Below are 16530 nucleotides of genomic sequence, written 5' to 3'. Positions count from 1 at the left end.
TAGCACGAGGCCGCCATGTCCCTGACCTTCCGCCCTGCCCGTCCCGATGATGTGGCCGCGGCTATCCCGCTGATCTACAGCTCCGGCCCGGCCGCTTTCAACTACGTATTTGGCGCACACCGCGTGCAGGACTTTCTGCAGCAGGTGTTCGTAGGCAAATATGGGCAATTCAGCCACCGCCAACACTGGGTGGGCGAGCTGGATGGGCAAGTGGTGGTGGCCGGCACCTTGATCAGCGCCGAGGCCAACCTGCGCAATATGCTCGCTGCCACCTGGCAGATACTGCGGTTTTACGGGCTATGGAATTCGCTCGGCGTTATCTACCGGGGCTTGCAGATGGAGCATCTGATTAAGCCGCCGAAAAAGGGCCTGAACTACCTCGCCCACCTGGGCGTGCAAACCGGCCTGACGGGCCAGGGCATCGGCAGCCAGTTGATCGACTACTTCCTCAAACTCGGCAGCGCCCGCGGCCTGCCCAAGGCGGCGCTGGATGTCTCGGCAGAGAATCCGTTGGCCCAGGCGCTGTATGAGCGGCTGGGGTTTGAAGTGGTGGTGCAGCGGGCTTCTACATTGGCTGGCGTGCCAGATCACATTTACATGGAACGTCCGTGAACCGTAGAAGCGGCCGGTGCGGCACTCCGCTCAGCCGCGACGCGCTTGATCGAGCCCCACCGTTTCCAGGCCCGACCAATCGCGGCGCAAGCCGCTCCTACAGACCTCGATACGACTGGCTATTTGAGGTACCAGCCCCAAGGCTGCGTGCCGATGTACTCGGTCACCTGCTTCACCTCCAGATAGTTATCCAAGCCCCAGCGCCCCAGCTCGCGGCCGATACCGCTCTGCTTCATGCCGCCCCAGGGTGCCTGGTTGAACGTCGGCTGTGAGCAGTTGACCCATACAATGCCGGCACGCAGCCCATTGGCCACCCGCGTGGCACGCTGCGGGTCAGCGCTCATCACCGCACCGGCCAGGCCGAAGCGGCTGGCGTTGGCCATGCGGATGGCGTCTTCCTCGCTGTTGAAACGCTTCACACAGAGCAACGGGCCGAACACTTCCTCGCGCCAGATAATGCTGTTCTCTGCCGGCTCATCGAAGATGGTTGGCTCGATAAAGTAGCCGCGTTGCAGATGCTCCGGGCGCTTGCCACCAGTGAGCAATTTGGCACCACTGAGCTTGGCCTGCTCAATGAAACCGATGACCTTTTCCAACTGCCCCTTGCTCACCAACGGCCCGAGCAACACGCCCTGCTCCAGGCCGCTGCCGATGGTGATGGCGCGTGCCGCCTCGACCAATCGTTCAAGCAATTTCCCGGCGATACCCTGCTGCACCAGCAGGCGCGACGTGGCGCTGCACACCTGACCCTGGTTCCAGAAAATACCGAACAGAATCCACTCCACGGCGGCGTCGATATCGGCATCGTCGAACACGATAAACGCCGATTTGCCGCCCAGCTCCAGGCTGATGTTTTTGATATCGGCGGCTGCCGCCGACATGATCTTCGCCCCGGTCGGCACACTGCCGGTAAAGGCCAGTTTGTCCACCTGTGGGTGCTGACTCAGCGGGCTGCCGGCATCGGCACCCAGGCCGGTGACGATATTCAGCACCCCCGCCGGCAAGCCGATGCGGTCGGCGGCGGCGGCCAGTTCCAGGGCCGTCAGCGGCGTCAGCTCCGAGGGTTTCAATACCACCGTGGCACCCGCAGCCAGAGCCGGCGCGACCTTCCACGAAGCCATCAGCAACGGGTAGTTCCAGGGAATGATCTGCCCCGCCACGCCAATCGGTTCGCGGCGGATATGGCAACGGAAACGCTCATCCGGCAGCGCCAGTGGCTCGTTCTGCTGCTGATCCAGTTCACGGGCCAGCCCGGCGTAATACCGGAAGCAGCCGATGGCATCGCCAATGTCCCATTGCGCCTCGGGCAACGGTTTGCCGTTGTCGCGCACCTCCAGCAGGGCCAGGGCGTCCTGGCTGCCTTCCAGCTCACTGGCCAGGGCCTCCAGCCAATCGGCACGCTCAGCACCGCTGGTTTGTCCCCAGCCATTGTCGAACGCCCGCCGCGCAGCCCTTACCGCATGGTCGATATCTTCTTCGCTGCCGGCCGGCACGCGCTGAATCACCTCTTCAGTGGCCGGATCGAGTGTCTCGAAATAACCGCCCAGGTCCGGGTTCACCCACTGGCCGTTGATATACAACTGATCGCGCATCGCTCTCTCCTTGTACGGCCGGGCTTAGGCGGCTCGGCGCCCTTGCAGATAACGGGAGGTGAACAGCAGTGCCAGCGAGGCAAGGATGATCACCGTGGATATGGCGTTGATCTCCGGGGTGATGCCACGGCGGATCGACGAGAAGATGTAGATCGGCAGGGTGGTTTCCGAGCCGGCGACAAAGAAGGCGATGATGAAATCGTCGAAGCTGAAGGTGAACGCCAACAGAAACCCGGCCAGAATCGCCGGCGCGATCTGCGGCAGAATCACCCGCCAGAAGGTTTCCAGCGGCGGCGCATAGAGGTCGGCGGAGGCTTCCAGCAGCGCCTTGTCGAGGGCATCGACACGGGTGCGGACAATCACCATCACCAACGCCATGGTGAACAGCGAGTGCGCAGCGATCACGGTGAAAAAGCCCATGCGCAGTTTCGCAATGCCCATGTCCAGCGCCGCCAGCAGCGGGTTGAACAGGTCGAACAGGGTGATAAAGGCGATCAGCGTGGCGATGCCGATAACAATGCCCGGCACGATGATCGCGCAGTAGGTCAGGGCATCGAAGATCATCCGCACCCGCCCGCTGACGCGCTGCAAACCGAACACCGCCAGGGTGCCGAACAGGGTCGCCAGCAGTGCCGAGCACAGGGCGATCAGCGCGCTATTGCCCAACGCCTCCATGATAAAGGGGTTGCCGAATGCCTTGCCGAACCACTGGGTGGAGCAGCACTCGAACGACAAGCCACTGCGCCCGGCGTTGAAACTGAACAGCATGATCAGCGCGATGGGCGCGTAGAGAAACAGGTAGACCGACGTCGAGTAGCCGCGCAGCCACAAAGCCTTGTCATTCATCTCAGAGCATCCCGTCTTGCTGGCGGCCGCCGTAGCGCGCCACCAGTTTCAGATACACCGCGATGATCGCCAGCATCATCGCCACCAGGGTCATCGCCACGGCACTGCCGAACGGCCAGTTGCGCGACTGCAGGAACAGGTCGACCAGCGCGTTGCCAACAAAAAACACCTTACCGCCACCGAGAATCGCCGGAATCAGGAACTCACCCATCAGCAGGATAAACACCAGCATCACCCCGGTGATCACCCCCGGTGCCGACAACGGCAGGGTCACCCGGCGAAAGGTTTCGAAGGCACCGGCACCCAGGTCGTGGGAGGCCTCGAGCAAGCGCTTGTCGAGTTTTTCCAGGCTGACGTAGATGGGGAACACCATCAGCGGCAGGTAGCCGTAGACAATGCCGATCAGCACCGCCGTCGGCGTATTGATCAGGCGCACATCATCCAGACCGAGGCTGGCCAGCAGCGCCGGAATACCCTTGCCGCTGAGGATGAAAATCCACGCATAGGTGCGGATCAGAAAGCTGGTCCAGAACGGCACTATCACCAGGGTGAGCAGCAACGAGCGGTTGCGCTTGACCTTCACCGCGAGGAAATAAGCCAGCGGGTAGGCCGCCAACAAACAGACCAAAGTACCCAACGGCGCGAGCACCAGAGTGTTGCTGAACGCCGCGGCGCGCGAGGCCAGGTTGAGGTAATTGGCAAAGGTGAAAGCCGGGCTGTAACCGCCCACGGCACTGCGCTCACCCAGGCTGAACAGCAGAATCACCACCAGCGGCATGAGCAACAACAGCACGAACCACAGGGTGGAAGGCAACAGCAACAGCCAGGTGATACGGCGACCGAGGCTGGCCGGCGCACTAGGCGCAGCCGCCTGTACCGCAGGCAGCGGGGCGGTAACGGCGATGTTCATGGGAGAGTCCTTGGGCATAAACCGATCTTTTGTTCTTTACGCATTCCCGTAGGAGCGGCTTCAGCCGCGATGCTTTTAGCGATCAAAAGCATCGCGGCTGAAGCCCCTCCTACATGTGACCGCGATCCATTGTGGGAGGGGCTGTAGCCGCGAGCTTTTAAAGATCAAGAGCATCGCGGCTGAAGCCCCTCCTACATGTGACCGCGATCCATTGTGGGAGGAGCTGTAGCCGCGAGCTTTTAAGATCAAGAGCATCGCGGCTGAAGTCGCTCCTACATGTGATCGCGATCCATTGTGGGAGGGGCTTTAGCCGCGAGCTTTTAAAGATCAAAAGCATCGAGGCTGAAGTCGCTCCTACATGTGATCGCGATCCATTGTGGGAGGGGCTTTAACCGCGAGCTTTTAAAGATCAAGAGCATCGCGGCTGAAGTCTCTCCCACAGGGACCGAGTTTGGCTTTACGCCGCTTTAAACCGCGCCATCAACTCGGCCCGCACCGGGCTGGTCAGGGTCGCTGCCGCACCGAATTCCAGGGTGCTGAGCAACTCGGCCGCCGGGTACATGATCGGGTCGTTAAGCATGGCCTTGGGCAGCAACGCATCCACGCGTTTGTCGCCGCTGGGGTAGCCGTGGGCTTCAACTTCCAGCTTGTTCACCTGCGGGTTGAGCAGGAAGTTGATAAAGGCATAGGCCGCGTCGCGGTGTTCGGCGTCCTTGGGAATGGCGAAGAAATCGCTCCACAATTCGCCGCCTTCCTTGCCGAGGGTGAACTGCAGGTTGGGCAGATCGCGGTGCAGTTGCGAGCCGTCGCCGGTCCAGCACATGGACATCCAGGCATCGCCGCTGCGCATGCTCGGCTGGTAGTCGGAGTTGATGGCGAACAGGTGTGGCTTGACCTCGATCAGCAGCTTCTCGGCGTCGGCCAGTTCTTTTTCATCCAGCGAGTTGAAGCTGTAGCCGAAGGATTTCAGCGCGTTGCCGATGGCGGTCAGCTGGTAGTCGTGAACCATCACCCGACCAGTGGCCGGGCCTTTGGCCAGGTCCCAGAATTCTTTCCACGACGCCGGTTTGCCCGGGATCTTTTTGTCGTCGTAAACGAACCCGGTGGTGCCCCAGTTCTTCGGCACGGCGTACACCTTGCCGTTGACGATGCCCTGCTCCATAAAACGTTTTTCGTAGGCGTTAGGGTCGAAGTTGGAAAGGCGCGTCAGATCCAGCGGCTCGATCAGACCCAGCTCCACATAGGTGCTGATGGTGTAGTTGGTGGGCACAAATACATCCCAACCGCTGCCCCCGGCCTGCAGCTTGGCGAGCATCTCTTCGTTGGAGCCGAACACGCTCATCTGCACCTTGGCACCGGTCTGGCTGGCGAAGGCTTCGAGGTTGACCGGGTTGTGGTAGTTGGGCCAGGTGGCCAGGGCCACGCGATCGCCGATCGAGCCTTTTTCGGCGGCGAAGGCGCTGTTGGTGAGGATGCCGGGCATGTTGCTGGCGACCACTGCAGCGGCTACACCCAGGCCCGTACGACCGAGGAAATCGCGGCGCGTGATGGAACCGTTTTGCCAACTGCGCATGGTCTTGATGAAATCTTTCTTATCCACAGTGCTTCCCCTTGAACGTGTCGGTTAGTTATTGGTGGACCTGCCGAACTGCGCCTATCAAAGTCCCATCGCCAGACCGTTGGCCTGGTCCCAGCCGATCTGCACGGCGGCACCGTGTTCGAAACTCGCCTGGTGGTGTTCCCGCACCCGCGGCACTCGTACACAGACGATGCCAAAGGGTTCGGTACGAACGCGGTATTCGGTGAGGTTGCCGAGGTAGATGCGGTCCTCCACCTGCCCGGCGAGGGTCACCTCGCGGCCCAACGGGGTGTTGGCGGTGCCGATGCTGATCAGCTCCGGGCGCACCGCGATGCAACCTTGCACCTGCGGGCTCAGCACCGCGCCGCTGGGGCTGCGCGGGCTGCTCAACTGCAGACCCTGGGGGGTTTCCAGCACCACGCTGTCACCCTCGATACGGCGCACCGTACCGTTGAACAGATTGGACTCCCCGATAAAGTCCGCCACATAGCGGCTGGCCGGGGTTTCGTAGAGTTGTTCGGGGGTGGCGGTCTGCACGATCAGGCCGTCCTGCATCACGCTGATGCTGTCGCTCATCGACAGCGCTTCTTCCTGGTCGTGGGTCACCAGCACAAAGGTGATGCCGACTTCACGCTGCAAGCGCAGCAGCTCGGACTGCATTTCCTTGCGCAGCTTGCGATCCAGCGCCGCCAGGGGTTCGTCGAGCAGCAGCACGGTGGGCTTGTTGACCAGCGCGCGGGCCAGGGCCACCCGTTGCTGCTGACCGCCGGAAAGTTCACTGGGCTTGCGCTGCCCGTAACCGCTGAGGCGCACCATTTCCAAGGCTTCATCGGCCAGACGGCGTTGTTCTTTCTTGTCCGGGCGCGGGTTTTGATAGCGCAGGCCGTAGGCGATGTTGTCGGCCACGCTCAGGTGCGGGAACAGGGCGTAGCTCTGGAACACCATGTTCACCGGGCGCTGAAATGCCGGTACGCCAGCCACGGATTTGCCCGCCAGCAAGACCTCACCTTCGCAAGGTTGCTCGAAGCCGGCGATCATCCGCAGGGTGGTGGTTTTGCCGCAGCCTGAGCTGCCAAGGAAGGAATGGAACGCGCCGCGGCGCACCTGAAAGCTCACACCGTTGACCGCCGGGGTGGTGCCGTAGCGCTTTACCACCTGACGGAACTCGATATCGAATGCTTCGCTGGAATTGCTCACCGCTCGCCCCTTGTTCTGGTTCTTGTGCGTGTGAGGGGAAACTAGCAATGGGGGTTTGCGGGCGTATATATCCCTTGGGGGATAGAGGTCGGTTTTGGTTTCTTTTGGTGGTTTTGGTGCGGAGGTGTTCTGCGTTACCGCGTGTGCTGGACGTTTTTGTTTCGCGCCTTACGCGCGAGTTTCTTTTATCAGTCGCCATAAAAGAAACCAAAAGGGCTTGCCCCTACCTGGGCCCTACGCTGCGCTTCGGGTTCCCTCGCTAAAGGGGCGGGTAGATCACAAGCCAGATCAAGATCAAAAGCGGGCTTACGAAGCGGTACGCAGCATCAGTTCTTCGCTGCCTTCGGAGCCGGCCAGCTCGCGAATAAATAAGCCTAGCAACTCCGCCTGGCTGCCTATGCCGAGTTTGGCGTAGATATTTTTACGGTGGATTTTCACGGTGCCGGGACTGATCTCCAGCTGCTCCGCCACCGAAGCACTGGAGTGCCCGCGCAGCAGCAGCTGCACAATCTCCTGCTCCCGCGCCGTCAGGCTATGGGCCCCAAACCCATCAAACGCCGCGCGAATCTTATGGTCCAGGTCCTGCGCCGGCCGCTGCACGCGGCACTCCTGCCAGGCTCCACGCACCACCTCGCTCACCACCGCCTCCGCGCATTCCAGCATCTGCAATTCATCCCGACTAAACGCCGGGCTGGTGGTGCTACGCATCAACGAAAACACCGCTTTGGCACCATCAGCCAGGTCGACGAAAAACGCCACCTCTTCGGCCAGGCCGGTGAGCTGGTAATAGTTGAGGTAGTACTCGCCGAGATAGAAGTGGTCCGGCGCGAACTGGCGCAGGCGCCACAAGCCGGGTGGCTGGTTGCGGGTGCAGGCCAGGTAGAAGGGATCAAGCAGGTAAGGACCCACCTGGTAGTCGTCGACATAAACCTTGCGCTTGTCCGCCGCAAAGGTGTCGAACAGAGGCAACGGCCGGTGGTTGCCTTCGTAGACAAAGAGCACGAAATGGTCGACCGGGCAGATCTGTTTCAGCCACTGACTAAGCCCCTGCAGCCGCGGACGGCCGTTAGGCAGACTGAGCAAATGGGCGAATCCGCTGGTCCAGTGTTTCAAGTCCTTGTGGCGCATGGCAGGCGTCTATGGGCAGAGAAGTGGGAGGAACATCGACTATAGATGTTCAAAATAGCGAACAAGAATGCAGGATTTGCGCCACACCCCGGCAACCCCCAGCCCAGGCGCGGCAGGCAACGGCCGGGCTCTGTTTACGCACCAGCCTGGCTCGCCGGGCACCAGTAAACGTCACTCCCGGTAACGCCTGGCCGGCATCGGGCGGCAAGCAAACCGGGCGACTATGCTTTCTTCCATTCGGCCGCCTCGGCGGCCGCTCACTCTCTTGGTCTGGGTGGTACGGCGATAGTGATTCCCCTGTTGGTCTGCGACGACTCCATGATGGCTCGCAAGCAGCTGATCCGTTCCTTACCCGCGGATTGGCCGGTGTCCATCACCCAGGCCGCCCACGGCCAGGAAGCCATGCAGGCTCTACGTCAGGGGCTGGGGCAGGTGATGCTGCTGGACCTGACCATGCCGGTGATGGATGGCTACGAAGTGCTCGCCGCCCTGCGCGCCGAAGGCCTGGCCAGCAAGGTGGTGGTAGTTTCCGGCGATGTTCAGGAAGAAGCCATGCGCCGGGTGCTGGAGCTCGGCGCTCTGGCCTTTATCAAAAAACCGGCCGAGCCGGAAACCCTCCGGCAAACCCTCGAACGCTTGAATCTGCTAGGCCAACCGGCCAAGCCTGCGGATATTCCGCTGCGCCCGGAATTCGAGCTCAAGGTGAATTTCCGCGATGCCCTGCGCGAGATCAACAACGTCGCCATGGGCCGCGCTGCAGCGTTGCTGGCCAAGGTGCTGGGGGTGTTTGTCGAACTGCCGGTGCCCAGCGTGAATATCTTCGAGGTCAGCGAGTTGCATATGACCCTGGCCGACGCACAGCGCGGCGAGCGCTACAGCGCCTTGTGCCAGGGATTTATCGGCGACGGCATTGCCGGCGAGGCGCTGCTGCTGTTCCACGACTCGGAGATCGCCGATATCGGCCGCCTGTTCAAGTGGCAGCCCAAGGACGAGCACGACGTGTCGGAGATGCTTCTGGATCTGGCCAGCATCCTGATCGGTGCCTGCCTGAGCGGCATTTCCGAGCAGATCGATGTGCGCTTTTCCCAGGGCCACCCGCAGCTGCTCGGCCTGCACAGTTCCATCGAAAGCCTGATCACGGTGAACAAGCAACGCTGGCGCAAAACCCTGGCGGTGGAGATCAGCTACAGCCTGGAAGGCCACGATGTGCACTTCGACCTGTTGCTGTTGTTCACCGAAGATTCGATCCCGCGCCTGACCTACAAAATCAATTACCTGATGAACTGAGACCCGCCTATGCCTGCGCAGATCGACATCAAAGAGGTTCACTGGCTACTGGATATCGTGCAGTGCATCGATGTGGGCGTGATCGTGCTCGACCGCGACTATCGGGTGGAAGTGTTCAACAGTTTTATGGAAAACCACTCGGGTCTGGGCCCGGATGAGGTGCACGGCAAGTCGCTGTTCGAGCTGTTCGAGGAAATCGACGAACCCTGGTTCCGGCGCAAGGTCGACAGCGTGGTCACCCTCGGCACCCGCGCCTTCAGCCTGTGGGAACAGCGGCCGTATCTGGTGCATTTCAAGAACTACCAACCGATCACCGGCCGCGCCGACTTTATGTACCAGAACGTCACCCTGCTGCCGCTGGCGGCGAGCAGTGGCAAGGTGGAGCACATTTGCGTGGTGATCTACGACGCGACCGAAGCGGCGGTGCATAAGAACGCGTCGTAAGGGTCGCGGCCTCAGCTCTTTGTAGGAGCGGCTTTAGCCGCGATGCGGTGGCCTAGCCAACACCGTTTCCAGGTCTGGCCAATCGCGGCTAAAGCCGCTCCTACGGGGTTGCGAGAGGCTTATTTCTTCTTGCGCGGCCCGGTATTGAAACTCGGCACCTTGCGAATCGCCTTCACCGGCGCTTCCAGCGGCTCGGCGCTTTCGGTCCATTTGCCCAGGGTTTTGCTTTTGCCGCCACCGCCGCCGGTTTTCGGTTTTTTCGGCTTCTTCGGTTTTTTCAGCACCTGGCCAGTGGGGTCGGTCATCGGCACCCGGTGTTCGGGTTCGAAGTCCTGTTCTTCGCTGCGCTGCAGGGTCTGGCGGGTCAGCACTTCAATGGCCGACAGCAGTTGCACTTCATCGGCACATACCAGGGAGATCGCCTGGCCGCTGTTGCCGGCACGGCCGGTACGGCCGATGCGGTGTACGTAGTCTTCGGCAACGATGGGCAGGTCGAAGTTGACCACCAGCGGCAGGTCGTCGATATCCAGGCCGCGGGCCGCCACATCGGTGGCCACCAGAATCTGGATCTCGCGAGTTTTGAAGCGGTCCAGGGCGCGCTGGCGGGTGGCTTGCGGTTTGTCGCCGTGGATGCCGTCGGCATTGATGCCCAGGGCTTGCAGCTTCTCGCACAGTTCATCGACGCCATTACGGGTCTTGGCGAACACCAGCACCTGGCCCCAACGCTGTTTTTTCAGCAGGTGAATAAATAGCTCGGACTTACGCTTTTTATCGACCGGGATAATCCACTGCTTGACGCTGCTAGCCGCCACGTTGCGCGGACTGACTTCGATACTCAGCGGGTCATTCAGGGTGTTGCCGGCCAGGGTGCGGATGGCCTCGGAGAAGGTCGCCGAGAACAACAGGGTCTGGCGCTTTTTCGGCAGCGCGGCGTAGATATCGCGCAGCTCTTCGGAGAAACCGAGGTCGAGCATGCGGTCGGCTTCATCGAGAATCAGGGTTTGCAGCTGGTTGAACTTGACCGCGTTCTGGCGGAACAGATCGAGCAGGCGCCCCGGGGTGGCCACTAGAATGTCGACGCCTTTGCGCAGCTTCATCATCTGCGGGTTGATGCTGACGCCGCCGTAGACTGCGTAGGTGGTCAGCGGCAGGTGCTGGCCATACACGCGAATGCTTTCGTGCACCTGCTCGGCCAGTTCACGGGTGGGGCACAGCACCAGCGCACGCACCGAGTTGCTTGCCACTTGCGGGCCTTCGAGGGTCAGGCGCTGCAACAGCGGCAAGGCGAAACCGGCGGTTTTACCGGTGCCGGTCTGGGCAGCGGCCATCAGGTCGCGGCCGGCCAGCACGGCCGGAATGGCCTGGGCCTGGATCGGCGACGGGGTTTTGTAATCGAGCTCTTGCAGAGCGCGCAGCAAAGGTTCGATCAGGCCAAGGGTGGCGAAAGTCATAGCGGGGAGCCCGGGTGTTTCAAAGAAGCCGGCAGTTTACCCTGTCCGCGGCGCTGGGCGTTATGGCTCAGGCGTTACGCGCCAGGCGCAAGGCTTCGCCGATCTTCGCCGCGGGCACTTTCTGCAAACGGCACAACAGGCTGTGGGAGATGCTGTGAATGCCGTGCTGCTCACGCAGGTGGCCGGCCATAAACAGGGTCAGGTTGGCGGCCATTTCCGCATCGGCCATGGCCCGGTGCGCCTTGCCGGTGACCGGCAGCCGCGCCCAACTGTTGAGGGTGCCAAGCTTGTGGTTGGGGGCCTGGGGCAATAAACGCCGCGCCAGCAACATGGAACAGGCGAAGGACTGCACGCGTTGGCGTTTGATCAGGCCGAGTTCGGCGTCCCAGAATTTTTGGTCGAAAGACGCGTTATGGGCCACCAGGGGAATGTCGCCGACAAACTCCGCCACCGCCTCCATCACCTCGGCGGCTGGCGGCGCGTCGCGCAGCATGGCGTTGCTGATGCCAGTGAGGCTTTCGATAAAAGGCGGCACCCACACACCGGTTTTCATCAGGCTTTGATAACGGCCGACGATGCGCCCGTCTTCGACTATCACCGCAGCAATCTCGGTGGCGCGGCAATTCTGGCCAGGGGATATGCCGGTGGTTTCGAAGTCGATGACAGCAATGGGTTCCACGGGGGAGAGTCTCGTCAGGGGAATGGGCGGCGTAGGAGCGGCTTTAGCCGCGATCCCTGCAAACGGCGAGATCAAAAGCATCGCGGCTGAAGCTGCTCCTACGGGTGATGACTAGTTGCGAAGCAGTAAGGCACCTTCAATCGGCACATAGCGCGAAGCAGCCCGCACCAGCGACTGAGCAGTAAGCCCCGGCACCCCATAGGCCACCGCCTCGGTGCCATAGCTACGGACCTTGTCCAGCAGCATGTCGAAGTCGCCATCGCCAGAAGCGAGCACCACGCTGTCGACGCGCTGGGCGGCGTCCATGATGTCGATGGTGATGCCCACATCCCAGTCGCCTTTGGCCGAGCCGTCACTGCGCTGGATAAAGGGTTTGAGCTTTACGGTAAACCCGAGGTTGCGCAGGATCTGCTGAAACTGCTGCTGCTTGGCGTCGCCACGGTCAATGGCATAGGCGTAAGCCTCGACTATCTCGCCATGCTGGGCGATATCGGCCCACAGCGCGGCATAGTTGAAGTGGCAACCATGGGCCTGACGCACGGTGTAGTAGAGGTTCTGCACATCGGCGAACACGGCAATTCTTTTCACCAGCCTGACTCCTGGGCGGCCAAAGTATTGGCAGTATGCCATCAGTCGATCAGGTTTAGCCGAGGCTTTGTGCTAATCGTTCGCCACATCCTGGCGTTGGAGGGCCGCCAGCCATGGGCTAAAGTGCAGCCCTTGCTTCGCTGCCGTGACCGCCTTGATGAACCCATTACCGATTATTCGTGACGCTTTTTACTTTTTCAGCCGCAACCTGGGTGACATCACCCGCCTCTGCCTGCCGCTGGTGATGCTCGAAAGCCTGGCGCAAACCGTACTGCTGTGTGCCGACCCCGGCGACAACTCGCCGATCTACGCCATGCTGATCACCCTGGCGGTATACCCGCTGTACACCGGTGCCTTGATCATCTTCATGGCCGCGCGCAGCAGCGGCGAAACCCCGCGATTGCCCGATGTGCTGGCCCTGACGCTGCGCCTGTGGCCGCGTCTGGCGGTGCTGAGTGCGCTGACCAATCTGCTGTTTCTGCTGGGTGCCAAGCTGATGTTGCTGCCGGGCATCTATGTGCTGGTCAAGCTGGCCTTCGCCGAGTACCTGCTGGTACTGCGCGGCACCTCGCCCCTGGCGGCGATGCGCGACAGCTTCAGCATGACCAATGGCCAATTCCTGCGCGTGTTGCTGTGCATCATGCTGGTGGTAGTGCCGCTCTGGGTGCTGCAAAGCCTCAACTTCGGTGTCGCTGGCGAAGGCGAAGTGCAAATGGACGAGGCGCTGCTGGTATTTGCCGTGCAGAGCGTTACCAGTTTTATCTCGCTGTTCTCCAGCGTGGTGGGGTTTCGTCTGTTTATGCTGGTCGGCGCGCAGCCAGCAGCACGCTGATTTGCAGCTAGGCTCAGGGGAAGCCTTTTCCCGGAGCCTGTTCCATGGCTGATGCCAATCCCAGCATCCTCTCCCACCTGTCCATCGGCACCAATCACTTCGAGCGCGCGCTGGTGTTTTATGACCGCGTGCTGGCCACTCTGGGTTGCAAGCGGGTGATGGAGCACCCCGGCGCGGTCGCCTATGGCCGCATGTACCCGGAGTTCTGGCTGCAGATTCCTCTCGACGGCCAGGCGGCCAGCGTCGGCAATGGCACCCATATCGGCTTCGTCGCGCAGGACAAATCCTCGGTAGATGCCTTCTATGCCGCCGCCCTGTCGGCAGGTGCCAGCGGCGATGGCCCGCCCGGTCCGCGGCCGCACTATGGCGAGCAGTATTACGGTTGTTTCGTTCGTGATCTGGATGGCCACAAGATCGAGGCAACCTACTGGGAAGCGACCTCGCTGTATGACATTTATGTCGAAGCCGAAGCCGCCACGTCGAACTAACGCGGGGCCCGATAACGCTTGGCGCGCTGGCTGACCCAGCCTTCGTCGAGCATGTTCTGCAGAGCCTTGGCCATCACCTGCTGCTCCGCCGCCAGGCCGCGCATGCGGGAAAAACCGATAAACAATTCGGTGTGCGCTTCGGGCAGATAGCGGGCCTTGGCGATGGCGGCCGCGTAGTGGCTTTGCAGCAACTCGAAGTCCACTTGGCAATCGGTGCCGATCACCACGGCCAGGCGGCCGCGTAGCAACATCTGCAACAGCTGCTGCTCGTTATTGACCCCGCGTTTGAGCAGAGTCTGGTCCGAATCGAAGGGCTGGAAGTACACCGACTCGTGGACATAGCCAATCAGCTTGCCCTGCAGATCGGCGTAGCTTTGCAGTTGCTCGGAGGTGTTGGCGGCGGTGTAGAAACGGGGCGCGCAGGCGTAATAAGGAGCGGGCAAATACTCAATGTACTGCTCACGGTCGGGGGTTTTCGCCAGGCCGATCATCAGGTCGGCGCGCCCCTGTTGCAGGTCGGCCAGACCGCGTGCCCAGGGTGCCCGCTGCACATCGAAGTGCAGACCACTGCGACGGCTGATTTCGTTGAGTACGTCGATATCCAGACCGATCAGATTGCCTTGGGCATCTTCCATACGAAACGGTGGCCAAAGGTCGGTCATCACCCGCAAAGGTGCGCGCTCATCCGCCAGAACCAACTGGCAGAGCAGGGTGAGCAGCAACAATGACCAGCGCATTCACGTCCTTAGCCCACGCCCGTGGGGGCCTTGGGAGTTGGGTAGACATCGTACAAGTGCGGCGTAATCTACAGCGAGCAATATGACATTCGCCAGATGCGTCACACGATTACCTGCAATTGGCCCGTTAGTTGGCTGCTAGTTGGGTTGAGCCCCCACGCTCGGTTATGCTCCGGCTCGCGCCCTTTTTGCCACTTGGCCCCTGCCCATGCCTTTGCTTCGCACGCTTGCGTTACGAAAAGCCCTGTTGCTCGTTCTGCTTCTTGGTATTGCCCTGTCGGTGCTGGTCTACAGCATCACCTGGCACCCTGCTGAGCGCGAGGCGGCGCCGCTGTCCTGCGACGTGAATACCGCCACCTTGCAGCCCGGTCAGGCCCTTAAAGTGATGACCTGGAACGTGCAGTACCTGGCCGGCAAGCGCTATGTTTTCTGGTACGACCTGGCCGATGGCAGCGGCCCGGACACCCGCCCGACTGCCGCCGACCTGGCTTACAGCCTGGACGAGGTGGCGCGTATTCTGCGCGATGAGCAGCCGGATATCGTGCTGCTACAGGAGCTGCACGAAAACACCAAAGCCACCGATTACCAGAACCAGCTGGCGCTGTTGCAGGAGCGTCTGGCCGACCTCTACCCGTGCAGCAGTCAGGCGTTTTATTGGAAGGCGGCGTTTGTGCCGCACCCGAAAATCCGCGGCAGCGTGGGGATGAAACTCGGCACCCTCAGCCGCTTTCGCATCAGCCAGGCCGAACGCCTGCAGTTACCAACGCCGCCGGCCGACCCGCTGACCCGCCAGTTCAATCTCAAGCGCGCCCTGCTGGTGAGCTACCTGCCGATTCGCGGCGGCGGCCAACTGGCGGTGATCAACACCCACCTGGATGCCTTCGCCCAAGGCGATGACACCATGCAGCGGCAAGTGGCGATGATTGATCAACAGTTACAGGCACTGAACGCGGCGAAGACGCCGTGGGTGATTGGTGGCGATTTCAATCTATTACCGCCCGGACAATTCCAGCGCCTGTCGGAACGCCAGCGCAGCTGGTACGCCGCCGATAGTGAGCTGCAGGTGCTGGCGGGTAAATACCCGATGATTCCCAGCCTGGAGGAAGCCGGCGGTGCTGGCCAGGCGGCCTGGTACACGCACTTCCCCAACGACCCGCAAGTGAGCGGTCCGGATCGTACCCTCGACTACCTGTTCCACAGCCCCTCACTGGAGCGTGTGGCCGCCACTGTGCGGCAGGTGGATACCCTGAGGATCTCCGATCACTTGCCGGTGATTGCGCGCTTTCTGCTCCCCGAGTAACGAGCAAAAGCCTCGCGGCTAAAGCCTCTCCCCAAGGGAAATTCGATCCCTTGTGGGAGGGGCATTAGCCGCGACGAGAGGAACGCCGAACGGTCGGTCAAATCCTGAAACTACGCACCAACTGACTCAACTGCGCCGCCTGTTGCTCCAGCTCTTTGCAGGCCTGCAGGGTGGTACGCAGGTTCTCTACGCCATCCTGGTTGAGGGTGTTGATTTCAGTGATGTCCATATTGATAGTCTCGACCACCGCGGTCTGTTCTTCCGTGGCGGTGGCCACCGATTGGTTCATGCCGTCGATCTCGTCGATCCGGCTGGTCACGCTGCCCAGGCGCTCGCCAGCCAGGTTGGCGACCTGCACGGTTTTGTCGCTCTGCTTCTGACTCTCTTCCATGGTGCCCACCGCACTGCGCGCGCCGGTTTGCAGCTCGTCGATCATCTGCTGCACCTGCTGCGCCGACTCCTGGGTGCGGTGCGCCAGGTTGCGCACTTCATCGGCTACCACGGCGAAGCCGCGCCCCGCTTCACCCGCCCGCGCCGCTTCGATGGCGGCGTTCAAGGCAAGGAGATTGGTCTGCTGGGAAATGCCGGTGATCACTTCGAGAATCTGCCCGATATTCACCGTTTTCGCGTTCAGGCTTTCGATGGTCACGCAGGACTCGCTGATCTTCTGCGACAGCTCGCGCATCGAGGTGATCGACTGGCCAAGCACCTGCTGCCCTTCTGCCGACAGCGCACTGGCATCGGCGGAACTCTCGGAGGCGACCGCGGCATTGCGGGCAATTTCATGGGCGGCGGCACCCAGTTCGTTGATCGCTGCGGCCACGCTGGTGGTGCGCGTGGCCTGCTGGTCGGAGTTGAGC

The 16530-nt window shown here is 61.5% G+C and carries 17 protein-coding genes; 6 read left to right on the top strand and 11 right to left on the bottom strand.

The genetic code is table 11. The features are described from left to right. Positions 1-15: 15 nt before the first annotated feature. A complete protein-coding gene (locus ACVW0Y_RS04195; protein WP_457436262.1) occupies positions 16-612 on the top strand; it encodes a GNAT family N-acetyltransferase in 597 nt (198 codons plus the stop codon). Between the two features lie 119 nt (positions 613-731). Here ACVW0Y_RS04195 and ACVW0Y_RS04190 read toward each other — a convergent pair whose 3' ends face one another. From ACVW0Y_RS04190 to ACVW0Y_RS04165, 6 genes are all read right to left on the bottom strand, one after another. Beyond that, entirely contained in the window at positions 732-2204 is a 1473-nt protein-coding gene (locus ACVW0Y_RS04190) for an aldehyde dehydrogenase family protein (protein ID WP_457436260.1), read from the bottom strand. Between the two features lie 24 nt (positions 2205-2228). Next, complete coding sequence (locus ACVW0Y_RS04185) at positions 2229-3035, bottom strand: ABC transporter permease (protein WP_457436332.1); 807 nt, start codon at positions 3033-3035, stop codon at positions 2229-2231. A 16-nt stretch (positions 3036-3051) separates the two neighbouring features. Beyond that, complete coding sequence (locus ACVW0Y_RS04180; RefSeq protein ID WP_457436259.1) at positions 3052-3960, bottom strand: ABC transporter permease; 909 nt, start codon at positions 3958-3960, stop codon at positions 3052-3054. A 457-nt stretch (positions 3961-4417) separates the two neighbouring features. Continuing rightward, on the bottom strand, positions 4418-5560 hold the full coding sequence (locus tag ACVW0Y_RS04175) for an ABC transporter substrate-binding protein (protein WP_457436258.1): 1143 nt from the start codon (positions 5558-5560) through the stop codon (positions 4418-4420). A 57-nt stretch (positions 5561-5617) separates the two neighbouring features. Then, positions 5618-6736 carry an ABC transporter ATP-binding protein gene (locus ACVW0Y_RS04170; RefSeq protein WP_457436257.1) on the bottom strand — a complete coding sequence of 373 codons (1119 nt, stop codon included), beginning with the start codon at positions 6734-6736 and terminating at the stop codon, positions 5618-5620. A gap of 306 nt (positions 6737-7042) precedes the next feature. Next, positions 7043-7864 (bottom strand): LuxR C-terminal-related transcriptional regulator, encoded by an 822-nt coding sequence (locus ACVW0Y_RS04165; protein ID WP_457436256.1) that lies wholly within the window; start codon positions 7862-7864, stop codon positions 7043-7045. Positions 7865-8152: 288 nt separating this feature from the next. Between ACVW0Y_RS04165 and ACVW0Y_RS04160 the strand changes: the two genes are divergently transcribed. Then, positions 8153-9151: a response regulator gene (locus ACVW0Y_RS04160; RefSeq protein ID WP_457436255.1), complete on the top strand. Its 999-nt coding sequence runs from the start codon at positions 8153-8155 to the stop codon at positions 9149-9151. Between the two features lie 9 nt (positions 9152-9160). Continuing rightward, complete coding sequence (locus ACVW0Y_RS04155) at positions 9161-9595, top strand: PAS domain-containing protein (protein ID WP_457436254.1); 435 nt, start codon at positions 9161-9163, stop codon at positions 9593-9595. 119 nt (positions 9596-9714) lie between these two features. Here the strand turns inward: ACVW0Y_RS04155 and ACVW0Y_RS04150 are convergent, their stop codons facing one another. The 3 genes from ACVW0Y_RS04150 to ACVW0Y_RS04140 form a co-directional block, all read right to left on the bottom strand. Beyond that, the gene (locus tag ACVW0Y_RS04150) at positions 9715-11046 is read right to left on the bottom strand and encodes a DEAD/DEAH box helicase (RefSeq protein WP_457436253.1); all 1332 of its coding nucleotides are present in this window, start codon (positions 11044-11046) and stop codon (positions 9715-9717) included. Between the two features lie 67 nt (positions 11047-11113). Next, on the bottom strand, positions 11114-11725 hold the full coding sequence (locus ACVW0Y_RS04145) for a 3'-5' exonuclease (RefSeq protein WP_457436252.1): 612 nt from the start codon (positions 11723-11725) through the stop codon (positions 11114-11116). A gap of 111 nt (positions 11726-11836) precedes the next feature. Continuing rightward, complete coding sequence (locus tag ACVW0Y_RS04140; RefSeq protein ID WP_457436250.1) at positions 11837-12355, bottom strand: NYN domain-containing protein; 519 nt, start codon at positions 12353-12355, stop codon at positions 11837-11839. Between the two features lie 115 nt (positions 12356-12470). Here ACVW0Y_RS04140 and ACVW0Y_RS04135 point away from each other — a divergent pair, with 115 nt between their 5' ends. Both ACVW0Y_RS04135 and ACVW0Y_RS04130 read left to right on the top strand, forming a co-directional pair. Further along, positions 12471-13145: a hypothetical protein gene (locus tag ACVW0Y_RS04135; RefSeq protein WP_457436249.1), complete on the top strand. Its 675-nt coding sequence runs from the start codon at positions 12471-12473 to the stop codon at positions 13143-13145. 44 nt (positions 13146-13189) lie between these two features. Continuing rightward, positions 13190-13633, top strand: coding sequence for a VOC family protein (locus ACVW0Y_RS04130; RefSeq protein WP_457436248.1), 444 nt, complete (start codon positions 13190-13192; stop codon positions 13631-13633). On the opposite strand, the gene ACVW0Y_RS04125 is transcribed toward ACVW0Y_RS04130, so the two are convergent. Beyond that, positions 13630-14370, bottom strand: coding sequence for a substrate-binding periplasmic protein (locus tag ACVW0Y_RS04125; protein ID WP_457436247.1), 741 nt, complete (start codon positions 14368-14370; stop codon positions 13630-13632). The two genes, ACVW0Y_RS04130 and ACVW0Y_RS04125, sit on opposite strands and share 4 nt — an antisense overlap. A 208-nt stretch (positions 14371-14578) precedes the next feature. Between ACVW0Y_RS04125 and ACVW0Y_RS04120 the strand changes: the two genes are divergently transcribed. After that, positions 14579-15670, top strand: coding sequence for an endonuclease/exonuclease/phosphatase family protein (locus ACVW0Y_RS04120; protein WP_457436246.1), 1092 nt, complete (start codon positions 14579-14581; stop codon positions 15668-15670). A gap of 97 nt (positions 15671-15767) precedes the next feature. Here the strand turns inward: ACVW0Y_RS04120 and ACVW0Y_RS04115 are convergent, their stop codons facing one another. Next, entirely contained in the window at positions 15768-16493 is a 726-nt protein-coding gene (locus tag ACVW0Y_RS04115) for a methyl-accepting chemotaxis protein (RefSeq protein ID WP_457436331.1), read from the bottom strand. Between the last annotated feature and the right edge of the window lie 37 nt (positions 16494-16530).

The sequence above is a fragment of the Pseudomonas sp. TE3786 genome (genome assembly GCF_054057335.1).
This window is presented reverse-complemented; position numbering and strand designations above follow the sequence as displayed.